Source organism: Enterobacter sp. Crenshaw (assembly GCF_024734705.1).
GTDB lineage: Bacteria > Pseudomonadota > Gammaproteobacteria > Enterobacterales > Enterobacteriaceae > Enterobacter > Enterobacter asburiae_B.
In genome coordinates this window covers 1880760-1900824 of sequence record NZ_CP102932.1, presented here as the reverse complement: position 1 = coordinate 1900824, position 20065 = coordinate 1880760, and the positions used below count along the sequence as shown (strand labels likewise).

Genomic DNA, 20065 nt, shown 5'->3' with positions numbered 1-20065 from the left:
TGTATGAAATCGTTTGCGTGTATCTTAAAAGTTTTATCACATTTTTTTCTTATAATCTCTGCTGAATTACAGGCAGAATTCGCCTGTTAAAAACCGCTGAGATCATTAATGATTAAAGAGACGCGGTTTTCCGTTCCCGCCAGTTGTACTGGCGTTCTTTTAAGGAAAGTTTCATTTATGGTCAATCTTCGCCAGCCCAGGGATGTTGCGCAAATTTTGCTGTCGGTGCTGTTTCTGGCCCTCATGATTATTGCGTGTCTGTGGATTGTTCAACCCTTTATTCTCGGCTTTGCGTGGGCTGCGACCGTTGTCGTGGCCACGTGGCCTTTGCTGCTGCGCTTGCAGAAGCTGCTGTTCGGCCGTCGCGGGCTCGCCGTGCTGGTCATGACGCTCCTGCTGTTCCTGCTGTTTATCATTCCGATTGCCCTGCTGGTAAATAGCCTGGTGGATTCCAGTGGCCCGGTTATTCGCGCCATTAGCAGCGGCGACCTGACGCTGCCGGATCTCGCCTGGCTGAACAGCATTCCGCTGGTGGGCGCCAAACTCTACAGCGGCTGGCATAGCCTGCTGGAGATGGGCGGCAGCGCGCTGATGGCAAAAGTCCGCCCGTATATTGGCACCACCACCACCTGGTTTGTCGGGCAGGCGGCGCATATCGGCCGCTTTATGATGCACTGTACCCTGATGCTGCTCTTCAGCGCCCTGCTCTACTGGCGCGGCGAGCAGGTGGCTTTAGGCGTTCGTCACTTTGCCACCCGCCTGGCGGGCAAACGCGGTGACGCCGCGGTGCTGCTGGCCGCGCAGGCCGTGCGCGCGGTTGCGCTGGGCGTGGTGGTCACCGCGCTGGTGCAGGCGGTGCTGGGCGGGATCGGTCTGGCGATTTCCGGCGTACCGTACGCCACCGTGTTCACCGTGGTCATGCTGATGACCTGTCTTGCACAGCTGGGACCGCTGCTGGTGCTGGTTCCCAGCATTATCTGGCTCTACTGGACGGGCGATACCACGTGGGGAACGGTGCTGCTGGTCTGGAGCTGCGTGGTCGGCACCATGGATAACGTGATTCGTCCGATCCTCATTCGCATGGGTGCAGACCTGCCGCTGATCCTGATCCTCTCCGGGGTCATTGGCGGATTGATTGCCTTTGGCATGATTGGCCTGTTTATTGGCCCGGTGCTGCTCGCCGTCACCTGGCGTCTGTTCTCTGCCTGGGTGCATGAAATTCCGCCGCCGGGAACTGACCCGGACGTGATTTTGAGCGAACTGGAAGAGCTGGAAGAGAAGAACACGCATTAAGGTATGCTGCCGGGTGGCGTTAACGCTCACCCGGCCTACACTCTCTCGCATGATACTTAAACACTGCTAAAGTATTTATTCATTGCTCACTGGTCAGACCCGCCTTTTCTGCAGTAAGTCTGCTAATAACCTCAAGAATTCTTTACGTCTCTTTAACTATTGAGACGAATCCGATCGACGCTAAATAACACAATGCCTACTATTAGCACACGGTTATAAATCAACACCTTGATTTATAAGCATGGAAATCCCCTGAGTGAAACAACGAATTGCTGTGTGTAGTCTTTGCCCATCTCCCACGATGGGCTTTTTTTTATCCTGACTACGCGCGTCTGACCTCACAGGTACTGAGCATCCGCCACTCAGCAGGCAGCACCCGCGTTTCCCCTGTCGCATTGACCGTCACCGCCTCGCGAATATCCGCCGACGATGCGCCAACCTGCAGCTCAAACTCGCCCGGCTCAACGATGCGTTTTCCGTCGCGACGGGTGAAGTTGAACATCTCAACCGGCAGCGTAAAGGTGAGCGTGGCGGTTTCTCCCGGCGAGAGCGTGACGCGCTGGAAGGCCTTCAGCTCCTGAAGCGGCCGCACCTGCGTGGCGACCTTATCCCTGACGTAAACCTGCACCACCTCGCTGCCGCTGCGCTCTCCGGTATTGGTGATATCCACGCTCAGCCTCACCTCGCCGTCAACCGGCACGCTGCTTTTGGCGACGCGGACAGCGCCCCAGCTAAACGTCGTCCAGCCGAGGCCGAAGCCAAACGGGTAACGTGAGCCGAAATGGAACGCAAACGGTGTACCGCCGCTTTTGAGCTTGTGATTGTAGTAATACGGCATCGCACCGGCGCTTTTCGGTACGCTCACCACCAGACGACCCTGCGGCTCCGCACGCCCGGTTAACACGTCCGCAATTGCCCAGCCCCCTTCCTGCCCCGGCGCCCAGGCCATCATCAGCGCCGCGACCTTATCTTCCAGACCCTGCAGGTTATATGGACGCCCCCCGGTCATGACCACAATCACCGGTTTACCGGTGGCGACCAGGGCTTCCAGCAGCTGTTGCTGCACGCCCGGCAGGTTCAGGGAATCGGTATCGGAACCTTCCCCCACGGTACCGCTCTGGAACAGCCCGGCGAGATCGCCCACGCAGGCCACCACCACGTCACTCTCCTGCGCGGCGTTCACGGCCTCGGGGATCGGGGCGGTACTTAGTGAAACCGGCGACTGCTGCATCGGTTTGCCGCCGCTGTCGCCAGGGAAGACCGGCGCGCCCGCCATCCGTTTTTCGATGATGTGGCACCCTTTGGCATAGCGGACGTTCGATGCACCGAGATACTGCTCCAGCGCCGCGCGCGGGGTCGTGACCTGCGAGGTCTCTTCCACCATATCGCTGATGATCAAATGCACCGGGAAGCTGTAGCCGCTGAGTAACGCCAGCGGATCGTCTGCCGTCGGCCCCACTACCGCCACGCGGGGTTTGCCCCCGAGCGGTAAAATACCGTTGTTTTCCAGCAGCGTGATCGATTTCGTCGCCACCTCCCGCGCGGCCTGTCGGGTGATAGTATTTTGCAGGTCGATACCGTTTTCATCCGCGTACGGCTTTTCAAACAGGCCAAGGCGGAATTTTTCCGTCAGCGTACGCGCCACAATCTCGTCGACCTTCGCCATAGAGATCAGCCCGCGCTCTATCGCTTCCGCCAGATGCCGCGCGCAGTCGTCTTTCGGCAGCTCGACGTCAAGCCCGGCGTTGAACGCCAGCGCGGCAGATTCGGCCGCGTCGTGGGAAATCCCGTGGTGCTGGTGCAGCAGGCTTACACCGCCGTAGTCCGCGACAATAATCCCGTCGAACCCCCACTGCTCGCGCAGGACGGTGGTCAGCAGGAAGCTGTCGCTGTGCCCCGGCTGGTTATCAATATCGTGGTACGCGGGCATCACCGAACCGGCGTTTGCCAGCTTGACCGCCATTTCGAACGGCAGCAGGAAGGTGTCGTTCAGCTCGCTGAACCCCAGGTGGACCGGCGCATGGTTGCGCGCTCCCTCGCTGAACGAATGACCCACGTAATGTTTCAGGGTTGCCAGCAGGTCGCGCTGATCGCCCTGTAAGCCCTTCACGTAGGCGGTCGCCATTACGCCCACCAGCCAGGGATCCTCCCCGAAGGTCTCTTCCGTTCGCCCCCAGCGCACGTCGCGGGATACGTCCAGCACCGGTGCCAGCCCCTGCTGGCAGCCGACGGAGCGCGCCTCTTTGCCAATCTGCTCTGCCGCCCGCTGCACCAGCTCCGGATCCCAGGTCGAACCGTAGTTCAATGACGACGGGAACAGGGTGGCGTCTTTGCACAGCAGCCCCACCAGACACTCCTCGTGGAATAGCGCCGGAATGCCGAGCCGCGTCTCTTCCATCATCATGCGCTGCAGGCGGTTCGCGGCGCGCACGCCGGTCTTCGCGTCAACGATGTGGGTGCCCAGCGGCCGCGTGATCTGCCCGACGCCGAGCTTCAGCCGCTCGCTGAGCGCAGCCTGCTCGCTCACGCCGGCGAATTCGTCACTCAGATCGCTGCGCTCGCGATGGTTACCGTTTTCATCGAGAATCAGCCAGTACGCGTGCATCTGGGCGAACTTCTCTTCCGGGGTCATGCGCGCCAGTAAATCGGCGACGCGCTCGTGCACGGGACGTCCCGCGTCCTTATAGATAGTCGTCATGTTTTACTCCTGTAGTGCGGAAGGGGTTGCCGGGCTGAGCTGCCCCGCTTCGGGTCTGACTTCACGCTTGCTGGCCAGCTCCAGGGCGATGGAATCCACCAGCCGGCTGTTGAGCTTGTAGATGGCAAGCAGCGCGACCATGCAGAGGAACAGCGCGCAAGGGATAAGGGTGAACAGCGCGCTAATGGTCGAGAGAACGCCTGGCGCCTGGGTTGCCTGGCCCGGGGCGTAATCCACCATGCCAAGCACCCAGCCGACGACCGCCCCGCCCAGCGCCAGGCCAAACTTGATGGCAAACAGCGCGGTGGAGAAGACCAGCCCGTCCAGACGACGGCCGCTGCGGTGCTCTTCGTAGTCGACCACATCGGAGAACATGGTCCACTGGAGCGGCGTGGTGAGGTTTTGAATAAAGCTAAAGACGATGTTAAGGCCAAAGATTAGCCACACCTGTGAAGGAGGCAGGAAGAAAATCAGCGCGCCGAAGATAACGAAGGAGATAATCGTCCACTGGTAGGCGCGCACGCGGTCAAATTTCCCCAGCAGCCGTTCAGATAATAATGCGCCGCTTAAGGAGGCCACCATGCCGGAAACAATAAAGGCAAAAACCAGATCCGGGCGCAGCAGCACATAGTTCACGTAATACATGGTGGCGGAACCGCGCGTCACCACCGCCGTTAACAGCAAAATATTAAACAGAAACACAATCCGCCACTGGCTGTTCCCGGCCAGCAGTTTTAAATCGGTGAGCATGGAGCCGGAGGTATCATTGCGCGGAGAATAACGCTCGCGGGTCATCAGGAAACAGCAGAAGAACAGCACAATTCCCAGCAGACCCATCAGGCTCATGGCATAGAAATAGCCTTTCTGCACGTTGCCCTGGCCTAACAGTGAGACCAGCGGCAGGGCAATAACCGTCACGATCAGCCCGCCGATAAACGACAGGCCAAAGCGCCACGACTGCAGAGAATGACGCTCGCGCGGGTCCAGCGTCAGCGCGCCGGGCATAGCGCAGTAAGGCACGTTAATCGCGGAGTAAATCAGGCTTAAAATCGCGTAGGTCACGCAGGCGTAAACGATTTTCGCCGTCGGCCCAACGTCCGGCACATAGAAGGTAATGAGGCAGCTCACGCCAAACGGGATAGCAAACCACAGCAGCCAGGGACGGAAACGTCCGTGACGCGTCCGGGTGCGGTCAACCAGTGCGCCAATGCACGGATCGACAAACGCATCGACCACGCGCACCACTAAAAACATGGTGCCCATAATCGCGGCGGGCAGCCCAAATACGTCTGTATAAAAATAAGCGAGAAATAAGGTTGCCGTTTGCCAGACCAGCGCGCTGGCCATATCGCCTAAGCCATAACCTATTTTATCTTTGGTACGCAATACAGAGGAGAGTGTCATTGTTATTTGCCTTTTTATCAGGTTAAAACGTATTTCAACCAGTTGCGCATCTTCTTAAGGGAAATGCGCAGTAAGGCTCAAGTATTAGCAACGGTTTGCGCGCTAACAATTGTCTAAATTGACAGACAAATTATGATATTTGGTTTTTTACTTTATTTGTGATGGGGAGCAAATAAGAAATGAAATAAAAAAGGCGAGGAATAATATCCTCGCCTTTTCGGGTCAGCGTGGCGTTACTTGTTCAGTTCCGCCAGGCTCAGCCAGGTTTGCACCACGGTGTCCGGGTTCAGGGACAGGCTATCGATCCCCTCTTCCATCAGCCATGCGGCAAAGTCTTCATGGTCGGATGGGCCCTGACCGCAGATCCCGACGTATTTACCCTGCTTCTTCGCCGCGCGGATGGACATGGAGAGCAGCGCTTTCACCGCCTCGTTGCGCTCGTCGAACAGCTCGGAGACCACGCCGGAGTCGCGGTCCAGACCCAGCGTCAGCTGCGTCATGTCGTTCGAGCCGATAGAGAAGCCGTCGAAGTGCTCCAGGAACTGCTCGGCCAGCAGGGCGTTGGACGGGATTTCGCACATCATGATGATCTTCAGCCCGTTCTCGCCGCGCTTCAGACCCTGACGCGCCAGCTCGTCCACCACCGCTTTCGCCTGATCCACGGTACGCACGAACGGGATCATGATTTCGACGTTGGTCAGCCCCATGTCGTTGCGCACGCGTTTCACCGCCTCACACTCCAGCGCGAAGCAGTCGCGGAAGCTGTCGGACACGTAGCGTCCGGCCCCGCGGAAGCCCAGCATCGGGTTCTCTTCTTCCGGCTCGTAGCGCTCGCCGCCTACCAGGTTGGCGTATTCGTTAGACTTAAAGTCAGACAGACGCACGATCACGCGTTTCGGATAGAAGGCGGCGCCCAGCGTCGCGATCCCTTCGGTCAGACGGCCGACGTAGAACTCTTTTGGTGAGTCGTAGCCTTTCATCATCTCGCGGATTTCGTTCTGCAGCTTCGGATCCTGGTCGTCAAACTCCAGCAGCGCGCGCGGGTGAACGCCGATCATACGGTTGATGATAAATTCCAGACGCGCCAGGCCAACGCCTTCGTTCGGCAGGCAGGCGAAGTCAAACGCGCGGTCCGGGTTGCCGACGTTCATCATGATCTTCAGCGGCAGGTCCGGCATGGTATCCACGCTGGAGCTCTTCACGCTGAAGTCGAGGATATCGGCGTAGACGTAGCCGGTATCGCCTTCGGCACAGGAGACGGTCACGTTCTGCCCGTCCTTCATGCGTTCGGTGGCGTCACCGCAGCCGACAACCGCGGGAATGCCCAGCTCGCGGGCAATGATCGCCGCGTGGCAGGTACGACCGCCGCGGTTGGTGACGATAGCCGCCGCTTTCTTCATGATCGGTTCCCAGTCCGGGTCGGTCATGTCGGTCACCAGCACGTCGCCTGGCTCAATACGGTTCATCTCGCTGATGTCGTGGATCACTTTGACCGGACCGGCACCGATGCGGTGACCGATGGCGCGGCCTTCCGCCACGATTTTACCCTGCGCGTGCAGCGTATAACGCTCCATCACCTGACCGCGCGAGCGGACGGTTTCCGGACGCGCCTGCACGATAAACAGCTTGCCGGTGTTACCGTCTTTTGCCCATTCGATGTCCATCGGACGGCCGTAGTGTTTTTCGATCTGCACCGCCTGCTTCGCCAGTTCCTGCACTTCGGCGTCGGTCAGGGAGAAGCGGTCGCGCTGCTCCTGCGGTACATCTTCAATTTTAACCTGCTTGCCATGCTCCTGGGTCGGGGCATAGATCATGCGGATTTTTTTCGAGCCCATGGTGCGGCGCACCACCGCCGGACGGCCAGCGGCCAGCGTTGGCTTGTGGACGTAAAATTCGTCAGGGTTTACCGCGCCCTGCACCACCATCTCACCCAGACCCCACGCGGAGGTGATAAACACCACCTGGTCGAAGCCGGATTCGGTATCAATGGAGAACATCACGCCGGATGAGCCCACGTCCGAGCGCACCATGCGCTGCACGCCAGCGGAGAGCGCCACACCGCGATGGTCGTAGCCCTGGTGCACGCGATAGGAGATGGCGCGATCGTTGAACAGGGAAGCAAACACGTGCTTCACCGCCACCAGCACCGCATCGTAACCCTGGACGTTCAGGAAGGTTTCCTGCTGCCCGGCAAACGAGGCGTCCGGCATATCTTCTGCGGTCGCAGAGGAACGTACGGCAAAGGAGGCCTGCGCATCGTCAGCTGAGAGCTGGTTGTACGCGTCGTGAATGGCTTTTTCCAGTTCCGGCTGGAAAGGTGTGTCGATGATCCACTGGCGGATCTGCGCCCCGGCTTTGGCAAGCTCGGTAACGTCATCAATATCCGTTTTATCCAGCAGGTCGTAAATGCGCTGGTTAACACCGCTCTGGTCTAAAAACAGGTTAAAGGCATCGGCGGTGGTGGCAAACCCGTTCGGTACGGAGACACCCATACCCGACAGATTTGTAATCATTTCACCCAGGGAGGCATTTTTGCCCCCAACTCTGTCTACATCATTCATGCCGAGTTGGTTATACCAAAGCACCAGCGGTGACGAGCCATTGTTGGACATCGAAACAATCCTTTTGTGATATTTGATCGGAGTAAGTAACACCTGACTACGTATTTATACTGGCATATTTATTTCCGCTAAAAAAACGGTGAATCGTGTAAGCAATTTAAAATTTCAACTTTTCGGATACTTTCCCATCAACGATTAACCCGATGATTCCTCTATATTCAGCCAGAAACCCCAAAAATAAAGTCGCTATTTGAAAAATGAAATCCACTTTTCAGGAAAATCAAAAACAGCGTTTCATTCATAATTAGGATAAGTTCTTTGCTGTGTAATTTACTTTTTTAATTTATGCTTTCAGACAATTAGGTCTGATATTCAGGGTGAGTAAAATGGATAGTGCTGTCGATCGCCACGTTTTTTATATTTCTGATGGTACGGCGATCACCGCCGAGGTCCTGGGCCACGCGGTGATGTCGCAGTTTCCCGTTTCGATTAACAGCATCACGCTGCCGTTTGTTGAAAACGAGAGCCGCGCTAAAGCGGTGAAGGACCAGATTGACGCCATCTACCAGCAGACCGGCGTCCGCCCGCTGGTGTTCTACTCTATCGTGATCCCGGAGATTCGCTCCATCATTCTGCAAAGTGAAGGCTTCTGTCAGGATATCGTGCAGGCGCTGGTGGCTCCGCTGCAGAGCGAGCTGAAGCTCGACCCGACCCCCATTGCCCACCGTACCCACGGGCTGAACCCCGGCAACCTGACCAAGTACGACGCGCGTATCGCCGCTATCGACTACACCCTGGCCCACGACGACGGTATTTCGCTGCGAAATCTCGACCAGGCGCAGGTGATCCTGCTTGGCGTGTCGCGCTGCGGCAAAACCCCAACCAGCCTTTATCTGGCGATGCAGTTTGGCATTCGCGCCGCAAACTACCCGTTTATCGCCGACGACATGGATAACCTGGTGCTGCCCGCCGCCCTTAAGCCGCTGCAGCACAAGCTGTTCGGCCTGACGATCAACCCTGAACGCCTTGCGGCCATCCGCGAAGAGCGCCGCGAGAACAGCCGCTACGCCTCCATGCGCCAGTGCCGGATGGAGGTCTCGGAAGTGGAAGCGCTGTACCGCAAAAACCAGATCCCGTGGCTGAACAGCACCAACTATTCGGTTGAAGAAATTGCCACCAAAATTCTCGACATCATGGGGCTTAATCGCCGCATGTACTAATATGCTAGTACATTGGCTCGGATTCAGGTATCATCATCTGCAACCACGGGGCGGTGTCGCCCCGAACTTGAAATCAGCAGGGATTGGTTTAAGGTGATGCCCATCACTTCCCGGTAGTCTGCCGATGAAGCAAAAATTTTCTGAGACATTCCATGAATAAAACCGATGAACTCCGCACTGCGCGCATTGACAGCCTGGTCACGCCGGCTGAACTGGCACAGCGGCATCCCGTTTCCGCCGCCGTCGCGGAACATGTGACGGCCTCCCGCCGCCGCATTGAAAAAATCCTGAACGGTGAAGACAAACGTCTTCTGGTGGTGATTGGGCCTTGCTCCATCCACGATCTGGATGCCGCGATGGATTATGCAAAACGACTTCAGGGACTGCGGGATAAGTACCAGCATCGCCTTGAGATCGTGATGCGCACCTACTTTGAAAAACCGCGCACCGTAGTGGGCTGGAAAGGCCTGATTTCCGACCCTGACCTCAACGGCAGCTATCGCGTTAACCACGGTATCGAGCTGGCGCGGAAGCTGCTTTTACAGGTCAACGAGCTGGGCGTTCCGACGGCGACCGAGTTTCTCGATATGGTGACCGGGCAGTTTATCGCCGATCTGATCAGCTGGGGCGCGATTGGCGCGCGCACCACCGAAAGCCAGATCCACCGTGAGATGGCCTCTGCCCTCTCCTGCCCGGTCGGCTTCAAAAACGGGACCGATGGCAACACCCGTATCGCGGTTGATGCCATCCGCGCTGCCCGTGCCAGCCACATGTTCCTTTCGCCGGACAAGAGCGGTCATATGACCATCTACCAGACCAGCGGTAACCCTTACGGGCATATCATTATGCGCGGCGGGAAGAAACCCAATTACCATGCTCAAGATATTGCGGCGGCCTGTGAAACGCTGGCCGAATTTGACCTGCCGGAACATCTGGTGGTGGATTTCAGCCACGGCAACTGCCAGAAGCAGCATCGCCGCCAGCTGGACGTCTGCGATGAGATCTGCCAGCAGATCCGCAGCGGCTCGACCGCCGTTGCAGGGATTATGGCTGAGAGCTTTATCAAAGAAGGCACGCAGAAAATCGTTGCCGGACAGCAGATGGTTTACGGCCAGTCGATCACCGACCCGTGCCTGAGCTGGGAAGACAGCGAACTGCTGCTGGAAAAGCTGGCAGCTGCGGTTGATTCTCGCTTCTGATGTTATTGTCGGGTGGCGCTGCGCTTACCCGACCTACGATTGTGCCCTTCTCCCTCTCCCTGTGGGAGAGGGTCGGGGTGAGGGCATCAGACCGCACCTCCCCCCCAAATTTGATCCCCTCATCCTTTTTTCACAAAAACGCTTGCCGTCAATTTGCACTTTATTGATAATGATTATCATTGTTACATTGATTGCCATTTATAAACATTATGTCACTTACGGATAACAGCGCGGCAACGCAAGAAAAAACACACACAGCGCCAGCCCCCGCCGAGCGTCGCATTGACAGCAAAACCCTCCTCGGCGATGAGGGACGGGTCATTATCGAGCATGACGGACAGCGCTATCTTCTGCGCCAGACCCATGCCGGAAAACTGATCCTCACAAAATAAACAACACCTAAAAATACGCCAGCCACCCAGGTTATCCCCAGGCAGCCAGCGCTTTTCACTTCTTATGGAGAGTTGCTATGCCACACCTGCCTTCCGCATCTTTACGTCCGTCACTTCTGGCGCTGGCGATTGCCAGTACCCTACCGGGCGTCGCGTTCGCCGCCACAGACGACATTACCGTCACCGCCACGGGCAACGCCCGCAGCACCTTTGAAGCGCCCATGATGGTAAGCGTAATTGACGCCAGCGCGCCGGAGAAACAAACCGCAAGCTCGGCGGCCGACCTGCTGCGTAACGTCCCCGGTCTGACGCTGGACGGCACTGGGCGCACTAACGGGCAGGACGTCAACCTGCGCGGCTATGACCGTCGCGGCGTGCTGGTGCTGGTTGACGGCGTGCGTCAGGGCACCGACACCGGTCACCTGAACAGCACCTTTCTCGATCCCGCGCTAATCAAACGTATCGAGGTGGTCCGCGGCCCGTCGGCCCTGCTGTACGGCAGCGGCGCGCTGGGCGGCGTGATCTCCTATGACACCGCCGATGCCAACGATCTGCTCGAACCGGGTAAAAACAGCGGCTACCGCGTGTTTGGAACGGGCGCAACGGGCGATCATAGCCTCGGGATGGGGGCCAGCGCCTACGGCCGCACCGATACGCTTGACGGTCTGGTCTCCTGGTCCAGCCGGGATCGCGGTGATGTCCGCCAGAGCGACGGTGCAACCGCGCCTAACGACGAATCCATCAACAACATGCTGGCGAAAGGCAGCTGGAAAATCGACCCCGCCCAGACCCTGAGCGGCTCCCTGCGCTACTACAACAACGCCGCTCAGGAGCCGAAAAACCCGCAAACCACCGGGGCGGACAGCAGTAACCCGATGACCGACCGCTCCACCATCCAGCGCGATGCGCAGGTTGGCTACCACATTTCACCGGAAGGGTACGACTGGCTGGACGCCGACGCGAAGGTCTACTGGTCCGAAGCGCGCATTAATGCCCAGAACATCGACGGTAGCGGTGAGTTCCGCAAGCAGACCACCAAAGGCGGCAAGGTGGAAAACCGCACCCGTCTGTTCAGAGACACCTTTGCAGCACACCTTCTGACCTACGGCGGGGAATACTATCGTCAGGAGCAGCATCCGGGCGGGGCAACCACCGGCTTCCCGGACGCGAAAATCGACTTCAGCTCCGGCTGGCTGCAGGATGAGATCACCCTGCGCGATCTGCCTGTTACCCTTCTGGGCGGCACGCGCTATGACAGCTACCGCGGCAGCAGCGACGGCTACAAAGATGTGGATGCAGACAAGTGGTCATCCCGCGCCGGGTTAACCATCAGCCCAACCGACTGGCTGATGCTGTTTGGCTCTTACGCGCAGGCCTTCCGCGCGCCGACCATGGGCGAAATGTATAACGACGCCAAACACTTCTCCATTGGCCGCTTCTATACCAACTACTGGGTGCCAAACCCGAACCTGCGCCCGGAAACCAACGAAACGCAGGAGTTTGGTTTTGGCCTGCGCTTTGACGATCTGATGCTTGCCAACGATGCGCTGGAGTTTAAAGCCAGCTATTTCGACACCAAAGCCAAAGACTATATCTCCACCACCGTCGATTTTGCCGCCGCGACCACCATGTCGTACAACGTTCCGAACGCCAAAATCTGGGGTTGGGATATGATGGCAAAATACTCGGCCGATCTCTTCAGCCTCGATCTGGCCTACAACCGCACGCGCGGGAAAGACACCGATACGGGCGAGTACATCTCCAGCATTAACCCGGACACCGTCACCAGCAAGCTGGATATCCCGGTGGCGCAAAGCGGGTTCTCCGTCGGCTGGATCGGTACTTTTGTCGATCGCTCAACGCATATCAGCGGCAGCTACAGCAAGCAGCCGGGCTATGCGGTCAACGATTTCTACGTGAGCTACAAAGGCCAGGAGCGGCTCAAAGGCGTGACCACTACGCTGGTGCTGGGCAACGCCTTTGACAAAGCGTACTGGTCACCTCAGGGCATTCCGCAGGACGGTCGTAACGGCAAGATTTTCGTAAGCTATCAGTGGTAATTCCCTTCGGGGCAACTATTCAGAAGGAAGAGACAATGAATCACTACACGCGCTGGCTTGAGCTAAAAGAAGCCAATCCGGGTATGTACGCGCGCGACGTCGCGGGGTTAATGAACATCAGTGAAGCAGAGCTGACCTTTGCCCGCGTAGGTCACGACGCCTGGCGACTGCGCGGTGAAATCCGCGAGATCCTGGGCGCGCTGGAGGCGGTGGGCGAAACCAAATGTATCTGCCGCAACGAATACGCCGTACACGAGCAGGTCGGGAGATTTACCAACCAGCACCTGAACGGCCACGCCGGGCTGGTGCTGAACCCGCGCGCGCTGGATCTGCGCCTGTTCCTCAACCAGTGGTCGAGCGTGTTTCACATCAGTGAAGCCACCGCACGCGGCGAGCGGCAGAGCATTCAGTTCTTCGATCACCAGGGCGATGCCCTGCTGAAGGTCTACGCCACGGACAACACCGACGTTTCCGCCTGGGGCGACGTGCTGACCCGCTTTATCTTTGCCGACAACCCGCCGCTGGCGTTGAGGATAGCCGATGCTCCGGCTCATGCAGAAAACGCAAATGCTGCTCTCGTGGATAACGAGTGGCGCGCCATGACCGACGTTCATCAGTTCTTCAGCCTGCTCAAGCGCCATAACCTCAGCCGCCAGCAGGCGTTTCGCCTGGTGGGTGACGATCTGGCCTGCCGGGTAGAAAACAGCGCGCTGGCGCAGCTCCTGGGAACGGCGCGCCGGGACGGTAACGAAATCATGGTCTTCGTGGGCAACCGCGGCTGCGTGCAGATCTTCACCGGCGCGGTGGAAAAGCTGGTGCCAATGAAAGGCTGGCTGAACGTCTTTAACCCAACCTTTACCCTGCATCTGCTTGAAGGATCCATTGCGGAAACGTGGGTCACGCGCAAGCCGACGGCTGACGGGCATGTCACCAGCCTGGAGCTGTTTGCCGCCGACGGAACGCAAATCGCCCAGCTGTACGGCCAACGTACGGAAGGCGAACCGGAGCAGAGCCAGTGGCGCAGCCAGATTGACGCCTTAACGGCGAAAGGGCTGGCCGCATGAAACGGTGGCTTGCCCTGCTTAGCGCCCTGCCCCTGCTGGCGTCTGCGGCGCCGCAGGAGAAAATCGTTACCCTCGGCGGCGACGTCACCGAGATTGTCTACGCTCTCGGCGCGGCGCCCTCGCTGGTGGCCCGCGACAGCACCAGCCAGTGGCCGCAGGCGGCGAATTCGCTGCCTGACGTGGGCTATCTGCGCCAGCTCAATGCGGAAGGGATCTTATCCATGCGCCCCACGCTGGTGCTGGCCAGCGCTCAGGCGCAGCCGTCTCTGGCGCTAAAGCAGGTTGAGCAAAGCCACGTCAGGGTGATCGCTGTTCCTGCCAGTAACGACCTGAACGTCATTGACGAAAAGGTGCGGATCGTCGCTGAAGCGACGCACCGCGAGGTCGAGGGGGAGGTCCTGCGCAGCACGCTGCGCCAGGCACTGTCGGCGCTTCCCGCGTCGCCGCTCAATAAGCGGGTACTGTTTATTCTCAACCACGGCGGGATGACCGCCATGGCCGCCGGACAACAGACCGGCGCGGATGCTGCCATTCGTGCGGCGGGGCTGCAGAACGCGATGCAGGGGTTTACCCGCTATCAGCCGCTGTCTCAGGAAGGCACGATAGCCAGCCAACCCGATCTGGTGGTGATTTCTCAGGACGGTCTCAACGCCCTGGGCGGTGAAGCGAATCTGTGGACGCTGCCCGGCCTGGCGCAAACCCCGGCGGGACGGAACAAGCAGGTACTGGCGATTGACGATATGGCGCTGCTGGGCTTCAGCGTGCGAACGCCGGAAGCCATCCAGCAGCTGCGTGCCAAAGCGGAGCTGCTGCCCTGATGTCCCGGCGGATCGCCTTATCGTTATGGATGCTGACCGCGATCCTGACCATCATGACGCTCGCAGCGACCGGGGTTGGGGCATTACACCTGCCGATCAGCCTGATGTGGAACGGGACCGACGAGGCGCTGCGTCAAATCTGGCTGACAATCCGCCTGCCTCGCGTGCTGCTGGCGCTGGCGATCGGCGGTTCACTGGCGCTGGCGGGTTGCGTGATGCAGGGGCTGTTTCGAAATCCGCTGGCGGACCCGGGACTGCTCGGCATCAGCAGCGGCGCGGCGCTCGCCGTTGCGCTGTGGGTGGTTCTTCCGCTCTCGCTGCCTGCACTGGTGATGCTGTATGCCCCGATGCTGGCGGCGTTTCTCGGCGCGCTGGCCGCCACCTTCGTGATTTTCCTGCTCAGCCGTCAGCGTGACGCTTCCCTGTCGCGCCTGCTGCTGGTGGGAATTGCTATCAACGCCCTGTGCGGCGCGGCCGTCGGGGTGCTGTCATGGCTCAGCAATGATTCCCAGCTTCGCCAGCTTTCGCTCTGGGGAATGGGCAGCCTCGGCCAGGCGCAGTGGTCAACGCTGCTGGTCGTCGCGTCGCTGATGGTTCCCACCGTGCTCGCGATCTGGCGTCTGGCAGGCGCCCTCAACCTGCTGCAGCTGGGCGACGAAGAGGCACATTACCTCGGCGTGGAGGTTGCCGCCGTGCAGCGGATCCTGCTGTTGTGCAGCGCCCTGCTGGTGGCCGCCGCCGTTGCGGTCAGCGGCGTGATCGGCTTTGTCGGCCTGGTGGTGCCGCATCTGGTGCGCATGTGGCTGGGAGCCGACCACCGGGCCGTGCTCCCCGGCTCGGTGCTGGCCGGCGCGTTGCTTCTGCTGGTTGCCGATACGCTGGCGCGCAGCCTGGTCGCACCGGCGGAAATGCCGGTCGGCTTACTGACCAGCCTTCTCGGCGCGCCGTGGTTTCTGTGGCTTATCTTTCGTCGCGGAGGTGCGCATGGCTGAACACTATTGTGCTGAAAACCTTGTTTTTCGCGCCGGACAACGCACGCTGATTGACGACGTGTCGCTGACCTTATCTCAGGGCGAGCTGGTGGCGCTGATTGGCCCCAACGGCGCCGGGAAATCAACGCTGTTGCGGCTGCTGACCGGATACCTTAAACCTGCGGGCGGACGGTGCAGCCTGGCGGGCACACCGCTTGCGGCCTGGCAGCCGAACAGGCTTTCCCGCTACCGGGCGGTAATGCGCCAGAACACGCAGCTCGGATTTGACTGGCCGGTTGAGGCGGTCGTCGGTATGGGGCGAGCGCCCTGGACCCGCACGCCTGAAGCGACGGTTATTGAGGAGGTCATGGCCGTCACCGGCTGTTTACCGCTGGCGGGCAGGCAGTTTGCCGCACTCTCCGGCGGCGAGCAGCAGCGCATCCAGCTCGCCCGCGCGCTGGCTCAGCTTTGGTGCGACGGCGCGCCGCGCGGCTGGCTGTTCCTTGATGAACCCACGTCTGCGATGGATCTCTATCACCAGCAGCATCTGCTGCGCCTGCTGAAATCCCTGACCCGTCGGGGTCATCTGCACGTTTGCGCGGTGCTGCACGACCTTAATCTGGCGGCGCTGTGGGCGGACCGCATCCTGCTGCTGCATGACGGCAGAATCGTGTCCCAGGGAGCACCGGAAACCGTTTTGCAGGCCGACGCGCTGGCGCGCTGGTACGGCGCGCAGGTTATCGTCGGCAGGCATCCGGCTCACGCCGCGCCGCAGGTGTTTCTCGCCCCCTGATTGGGCTGGTAAAAATCTTTCAGCGTTTCCAGCAGGGCATGCGCCGCCTTAGAGAGCTGCGTGTGTCCTGGATGGATCGCTCCAATACACTTTTCAATGGGCGGGTTATCCAGCGGAATACAGACCGCGCCCAGCGCCGTCATCTGCGCCTCGCAGAGCGCCGGAACGGCACTGCCGCCCAGCCCGCTCGCGACCATTCGCCCGACCGTCACCAGCTGATGACTCTCCAGCGCCACGTCCAGCTTTCTGCCGCTTCGCGCCAGCTCCTCCTCCATCATCAGACGTACCGCCGACGGGCGCTGCAGGGTGATGAAATCCAGCGTCAGCAGATCTTCCCATGACAGGCGCTTCTTGCCTGCCAGCGAGGAATCTTTCGGTACAATGGCAACAAACCTGTCGAGGCCCAGCGGAGTAAACAGCAGGTTGTGCGTTGGCGCCGGCTCAAAGGCGATGCCCATCTCGACCCGCCCTTCCCGCACCATCTCTATCACCTGCTCGTTAATAACATCATGCACGGTGACGTTGATCCCGGCATGGCGATCGCGAAACGCTTTTAGCACCTCGGGCAGGACATTCGCGGCAAACGACGGCATGGCCGCAACCGAAATTTTACCGCGCTGCAGGGTAAAGCACTGGTGCATCGCCTCTTCGACGTTATCCCAGTCGGCAAGCAGCTGACGCGCCATCGGCAAAAACGTCTCTCCCTCCTGCGTCAGCGCGACCTTGCGCGTGCTCCGCTGCAGCAGCGGTCCGCCGAGCGCATCCTCCAGCGCTTTAATCGTCAGGCTCAGGGCCGGCTGGGAAAGATTCAGCCGTTCGCTGGCGTGCGCGAAATTGAGAGTGTGAGCTACCGCTAAAAACGCGCGTAACTGTTTGACACTCATTCTCATTTTTCATCCTGTTAACTAATTGAAAAAATTTAGTTAACAGGAAATTAATAAAAAAACCAAATGAGTGGGTCACAAATTCAAAATTAACAAATGAGTCGCCGCCCCTAATGATACCGGCACGGATAACGGGAGGGATGACTATGGCGGGACTGGATAAGCGCGTCGGCAGCTATGCGCAGGCGCTGGATGGGCTGACGGACGGAATGACCTTGCTGGCGGGCGGCTTCGGCCTGTGCGGTATTCCGGAGAACCTGATTGCAGAGGTCAGACGCCGTCGGGTGAAAGATCTGACGGTGGTATCAAACAACTGCGGCGTGGACGGTTTCGGTCTCGGGATACTGCTCGAAACGCGGCAGGTTCGCAAAGTGGTGGCCTCTTACGTCGGCGAGAACGCCCTGTTCGAACAGCAGGTGCTGAGCGGCGAACTGGAGATTGAACTCACGCCCCAGGGCACGCTGGCGGAAAAAGTGCGCGCGGGCGGCGCGGGCATTCCGGCATTTTACACGGCCACCGGCTACGGCACGCCCGTGGCTACCGGCAAAGACGTGCGCCAGTTTGCGGGGAAGCACTACATCCTCGAGGAGGCGATTACTGGTGATTTCGCGCTCATTAAGGGCTGGAAAGCGGACTGGTACGGCAACGTTGTCTATCGGCATACCGCGCAAAATTTTAACCCTCTGATGGCAACGGCGGGCCGGATAACGGTCGTCGAGGTGGAAGAGATAGTTCCCCCGGGCGAGCTGCCCCCGTCGGCCATTCATACCCCGGGCATTTACGTCGACAGGCTGATTGTCGGCCAGTTTGAAAAACGCATTGAACAGCGCACCCTGCGCGCGGAAGGAGTGTGACGATGTTAACCCGTGAACAGATGGCCATGCGCGTCGCCCGCGAGCTGCGCGACGGGTATTACGTCAACCTGGGGATCGGTATTCCTACCCTGGTGGCGAACTACATTCCGGACGGAATGGACGTGATGCTCCAGTCGGAAAACGGGCTGCTGGGGATGGGGGCTTTTCCTGACGAGCAGAGCCTTGACGCTGACATGATCAACGCCGGTAAACAGACCGTGACCGCGCGCACCGGCGCGGCCATTTTCGACTCGGCCCAGTCGTTTGCCATGATCCGCGGCGGTCATGTCGACCTGACCGTGCTGGGCGCGTTTGAAGTGGACGTCGAGGGCAATATCGCCTCGTGGATGATCCCCGGAAAGATGGTGAAGGGCATGGGCGGCGCAATGGATCTCGTCGCAGGGGCGCAGAACATCATTGTGGTGATGACCCACGCCTCGAAAAGCGGTGAGTCAAAGCTGCTGCCGCGCTGCACGCTGCCGCTCACGGGCGCGGGCTGTATCCGTCGGGTCTTGACCGACCTCGCGTTGCTGGAGATCGAGGACGGCGCGTTCATCCTGCGGGAATACGCCCCCGGCGTCAGCATCGACGAAATTGCGGCTAAGACAGCCGGGAAAATGATTGTGGCGGACAACGTTCGCGAGATGCGCTTCAACTGAGGACTCACGATGAAAGAGGTCATGATTGTCGGGGCAACGCGAACCCCCATTGGCAGTTTTCGCGGATCGCTATCGTCCCTTTCAGCGGTTGAGCTGGGGGCCGTCGCGGTGCGGCAACTGCTGGAGAACAGCGGTCTTCGCGAAGAACAGGTAGATGAACTGATTTTCGGACAGGTGCTGACGGCGGGATGCGGGCAAAACCCGGCGCGTCAGACGGCCATCAACGCCGGATTACCCGTCAGCACGCCGGCGACAACGGTCAACCTGGTGTGCGGCGCGGGCCTAAAAGCGGTGCAGCTCGCCGCGCAGGCGATCCGCTGCGGCGACGCGGACGTGGCTATCGCTGGCGGTCAGGAGAGCATGAGCAACGCCCCCTATCTGCTGGACGGCGCGCGTGCAGGGCTCCGTTTTGGCCATACGGGCCTGCAGGACAGCATGATTACCGACGGCCTGTGGGACGCGTTCAACGATTACCACATGGGGATTACCGCTGAAAACGTCGCCCGGGAGAATGCCATTTCCCGCGAGCAGCAGGACGCCTTCGCTGCCCGGTCGCAGCACAAAGCGGCCTCCGCCATCGAAGCGGGTCGCTTTGACGCCGAGATAGCGCCGGTGACGGTGAAACAGGGCAAAAAACCGCCGCTTATCGTCAGCCGTGACGAACAGCCCCGGCCTGGCACTACCGCTGAGCAGCTGGCGCAGCTGCGCCCCGCCTTTTTGCAGGCGGAAGGCACGGTGACGGCCGGAAATGCGTCAACGCTCAACGACGGTGCCGCCGCGGTGCTGCTGATGAGCGGCGAAAAGGCGCGGGAGAGCGGTTTGCCGATCCTCGGTCGCATCGTGAGCTACGCCGTGACGGGCGTTGACCCGTCGGTAATGGGCATCGGTCCGGTCAGCGCCTGCCGGACGGCGCTGGCGAGGGCGGGCTGGACGCTCGATGACGTGGACCTCATTGAAGCCAATGAAGCCTTTGCCGCCCAGGCGCTGGCGGTAGGCAAGCAGCTCGGCTGGGATGAGCGCAGGGTGAACGTTAACGGCGGCGCTATCGCCCTGGGTCATCCGATTGGTGCCTCCGGCTGCCGCATCCTCGTGACGCTGCTGTACGAAATGCAGCGCCGTGACGTCAAAAAAGGGCTCGTCACCCTGTGCGTGGGCGGCGGGCAAGGCATTGCTCTGACCGTCGAGCGTTAAGCAT

General features: G+C 59.7%; 16 protein-coding genes and 1 other RNA gene. 13 read left to right on the top strand and 4 right to left on the bottom strand.

The features are described from left to right. The first annotated feature begins 177 nt into the window (after positions 1-177). Positions 178-1293 carry an AI-2E family transporter YdiK gene (gene ydiK / locus NWV12_RS09090; RefSeq protein WP_033145295.1) on the top strand — a complete coding sequence of 372 codons (1116 nt, stop codon included), beginning with the start codon at positions 178-180 and terminating at the stop codon, positions 1291-1293. 209 nt (positions 1294-1502) lie between these two features. Continuing rightward, positions 1503-1610: antisense sRNA RprA (gene rprA / locus NWV12_RS09085), an RNA gene on the top strand. Positions 1611-1615: 5 nt separating this feature from the next. Here the strand turns inward: rprA and NWV12_RS09080 are convergent. The 3 genes from NWV12_RS09080 to ppsA all read right to left on the bottom strand — a co-directional run bounded on the left by NWV12_RS09080 (position 1616) and on the right by ppsA (position 8007). After that, on the bottom strand, positions 1616-3991 hold the full coding sequence (locus tag NWV12_RS09080) for a glycoside hydrolase family 3 N-terminal domain-containing protein (RefSeq protein WP_048979478.1): 2376 nt from the start codon (positions 3989-3991) through the stop codon (positions 1616-1618). Between the two features lie 3 nt (positions 3992-3994). Then, complete coding sequence (locus tag NWV12_RS09075; RefSeq protein WP_048979477.1) at positions 3995-5395, bottom strand: MFS transporter; 1401 nt, start codon at positions 5393-5395, stop codon at positions 3995-3997. Between the two features lie 233 nt (positions 5396-5628). Further along, positions 5629-8007 (bottom strand): phosphoenolpyruvate synthase, encoded by a 2379-nt coding sequence (gene ppsA, locus NWV12_RS09070; RefSeq protein WP_023311316.1) that lies wholly within the window; start codon positions 8005-8007, stop codon positions 5629-5631. Positions 8008-8342: 335 nt separating this feature from the next. Here ppsA and NWV12_RS09065 point away from each other — a divergent pair, with 335 nt between their 5' ends. The 8 genes from NWV12_RS09065 (at position 8343) to NWV12_RS09030 (ending at position 16473) form a co-directional block, all read left to right on the top strand. Further along, entirely contained in the window at positions 8343-9176 is an 834-nt protein-coding gene (locus NWV12_RS09065) for a pyruvate, water dikinase regulatory protein (protein ID WP_023311315.1), read from the top strand. 152 nt (positions 9177-9328) lie between these two features. Next, a complete protein-coding gene (aroH, locus tag NWV12_RS09060; RefSeq protein ID WP_033145292.1) occupies positions 9329-10375 on the top strand; it encodes a 3-deoxy-7-phosphoheptulonate synthase AroH in 1047 nt (348 codons plus the stop codon). A gap of 209 nt (positions 10376-10584) precedes the next feature. Continuing rightward, positions 10585-10767, top strand: a complete 183-nt coding sequence (hemP, locus tag NWV12_RS09055) for a hemin uptake protein HemP (RefSeq protein WP_048979475.1) — start codon at positions 10585-10587, stop codon at positions 10765-10767. 77 nt (positions 10768-10844) lie between these two features. Next, positions 10845-12827: a TonB-dependent hemoglobin/transferrin/lactoferrin family receptor gene (locus tag NWV12_RS09050; RefSeq protein ID WP_048977416.1), complete on the top strand. Its 1983-nt coding sequence runs from the start codon at positions 10845-10847 to the stop codon at positions 12825-12827. A gap of 35 nt (positions 12828-12862) precedes the next feature. Further along, positions 12863-13891 carry a hematinate-forming heme oxygenase ChuS gene (gene chuS / locus NWV12_RS09045; RefSeq protein WP_039262091.1) on the top strand — a complete coding sequence of 343 codons (1029 nt, stop codon included), beginning with the start codon at positions 12863-12865 and terminating at the stop codon, positions 13889-13891. Beyond that, entirely contained in the window at positions 13888-14709 is an 822-nt protein-coding gene (locus NWV12_RS09040) for a hemin ABC transporter substrate-binding protein (protein ID WP_033145289.1), read from the top strand. Before chuS ends, NWV12_RS09040 begins: the two co-directional genes overlap by 4 nt. Further along, positions 14709-15701 (top strand): iron ABC transporter permease, encoded by a 993-nt coding sequence (locus tag NWV12_RS09035; RefSeq protein WP_047061637.1) that lies wholly within the window; start codon positions 14709-14711, stop codon positions 15699-15701. The genes NWV12_RS09040 and NWV12_RS09035 overlap by 1 nt, the downstream gene beginning before the upstream one ends. Continuing rightward, positions 15694-16473 carry a heme ABC transporter ATP-binding protein gene (locus tag NWV12_RS09030; RefSeq protein WP_048979473.1) on the top strand — a complete coding sequence of 260 codons (780 nt, stop codon included), beginning with the start codon at positions 15694-15696 and terminating at the stop codon, positions 16471-16473. Before NWV12_RS09035 ends, NWV12_RS09030 begins: the two co-directional genes overlap by 8 nt. Here the strand turns inward: NWV12_RS09030 and NWV12_RS09025 are convergent. Further along, positions 16440-17363, bottom strand: coding sequence for a LysR family transcriptional regulator (locus tag NWV12_RS09025; protein ID WP_045353748.1), 924 nt, complete (start codon positions 17361-17363; stop codon positions 16440-16442). The genes NWV12_RS09030 and NWV12_RS09025 overlap by 34 nt on opposite strands. A 140-nt stretch (positions 17364-17503) precedes the next feature. On the opposite strand from NWV12_RS09025, the gene NWV12_RS09020 reads away from it, so the two are divergent. The 3 genes from NWV12_RS09020 to NWV12_RS09010 are packed head-to-tail and all read left to right on the top strand — an operon-like array spanning position 17504 to position 20061. Next, positions 17504-18211, top strand: a complete 708-nt coding sequence (locus NWV12_RS09020; protein WP_048979472.1) for a CoA transferase subunit A — start codon at positions 17504-17506, stop codon at positions 18209-18211. Positions 18212-18213: 2 nt separating this feature from the next. Next, positions 18214-18870, top strand: coding sequence for a CoA transferase subunit B (locus tag NWV12_RS09015; RefSeq protein WP_039262087.1), 657 nt, complete (start codon positions 18214-18216; stop codon positions 18868-18870). A 9-nt stretch (positions 18871-18879) separates the two neighbouring features. Further along, the gene (locus NWV12_RS09010) at positions 18880-20061 is read left to right on the top strand and encodes an acetyl-CoA C-acetyltransferase (RefSeq protein ID WP_048979471.1); all 1182 of its coding nucleotides are present in this window, start codon (positions 18880-18882) and stop codon (positions 20059-20061) included. The last annotated feature ends 4 nt before the right edge of the window (positions 20062-20065 follow it).

Excerpts from the sequence above, each read along its gene's own strand:
- NWV12_RS09065 (WP_023311315.1), top strand. The coding sequence starts at position 8,343 with ATGGATAGTGCTGTCGATCGCCACGTTTTTTATATTTCTGATGGTACG.
- ydiK (WP_033145295.1), top strand. The coding sequence starts at position 178 with ATGGTCAATCTTCGCCAGCCCAGGGATGTTGCGCAAATTTTGCTGTCG.
- NWV12_RS09035 (WP_047061637.1), top strand. The coding sequence starts at position 14,709 with ATGTCCCGGCGGATCGCCTTATCGTTATGGATGCTGACCGCGATCCTG.
- NWV12_RS09080 (WP_048979478.1), bottom strand. The coding sequence starts at position 3,991 with ATGACGACTATCTATAAGGACGCGGGACGTCCCGTGCACGAGCGCGTC.
- NWV12_RS09075 (WP_048979477.1), bottom strand. The coding sequence starts at position 5,395 with ATGACACTCTCCTCTGTATTGCGTACCAAAGATAAAATAGGTTATGGC.
- chuS (WP_039262091.1), top strand. The coding sequence starts at position 12,863 with ATGAATCACTACACGCGCTGGCTTGAGCTAAAAGAAGCCAATCCGGGT.
- NWV12_RS09010 (WP_048979471.1), top strand. The coding sequence starts at position 18,880 with ATGAAAGAGGTCATGATTGTCGGGGCAACGCGAACCCCCATTGGCAGT.
- NWV12_RS09050 (WP_048977416.1), top strand. The coding sequence starts at position 10,845 with ATGCCACACCTGCCTTCCGCATCTTTACGTCCGTCACTTCTGGCGCTG.
- NWV12_RS09015 (WP_039262087.1), top strand. The coding sequence starts at position 18,214 with ATGTTAACCCGTGAACAGATGGCCATGCGCGTCGCCCGCGAGCTGCGC.
- NWV12_RS09020 (WP_048979472.1), top strand. The coding sequence starts at position 17,504 with ATGGCGGGACTGGATAAGCGCGTCGGCAGCTATGCGCAGGCGCTGGAT.
- NWV12_RS09040 (WP_033145289.1), top strand. The coding sequence starts at position 13,888 with ATGAAACGGTGGCTTGCCCTGCTTAGCGCCCTGCCCCTGCTGGCGTCT.
- NWV12_RS09025 (WP_045353748.1), bottom strand. The coding sequence starts at position 17,363 with ATGAGAATGAGTGTCAAACAGTTACGCGCGTTTTTAGCGGTAGCTCAC.
- aroH (WP_033145292.1), top strand. The coding sequence starts at position 9,329 with ATGAATAAAACCGATGAACTCCGCACTGCGCGCATTGACAGCCTGGTC.
- hemP (WP_048979475.1), top strand. The coding sequence starts at position 10,585 with ATGTCACTTACGGATAACAGCGCGGCAACGCAAGAAAAAACACACACA.
- NWV12_RS09030 (WP_048979473.1), top strand. The coding sequence starts at position 15,694 with ATGGCTGAACACTATTGTGCTGAAAACCTTGTTTTTCGCGCCGGACAA.
- ppsA (WP_023311316.1), bottom strand. The coding sequence starts at position 8,007 with ATGTCCAACAATGGCTCGTCACCGCTGGTGCTTTGGTATAACCAACTC.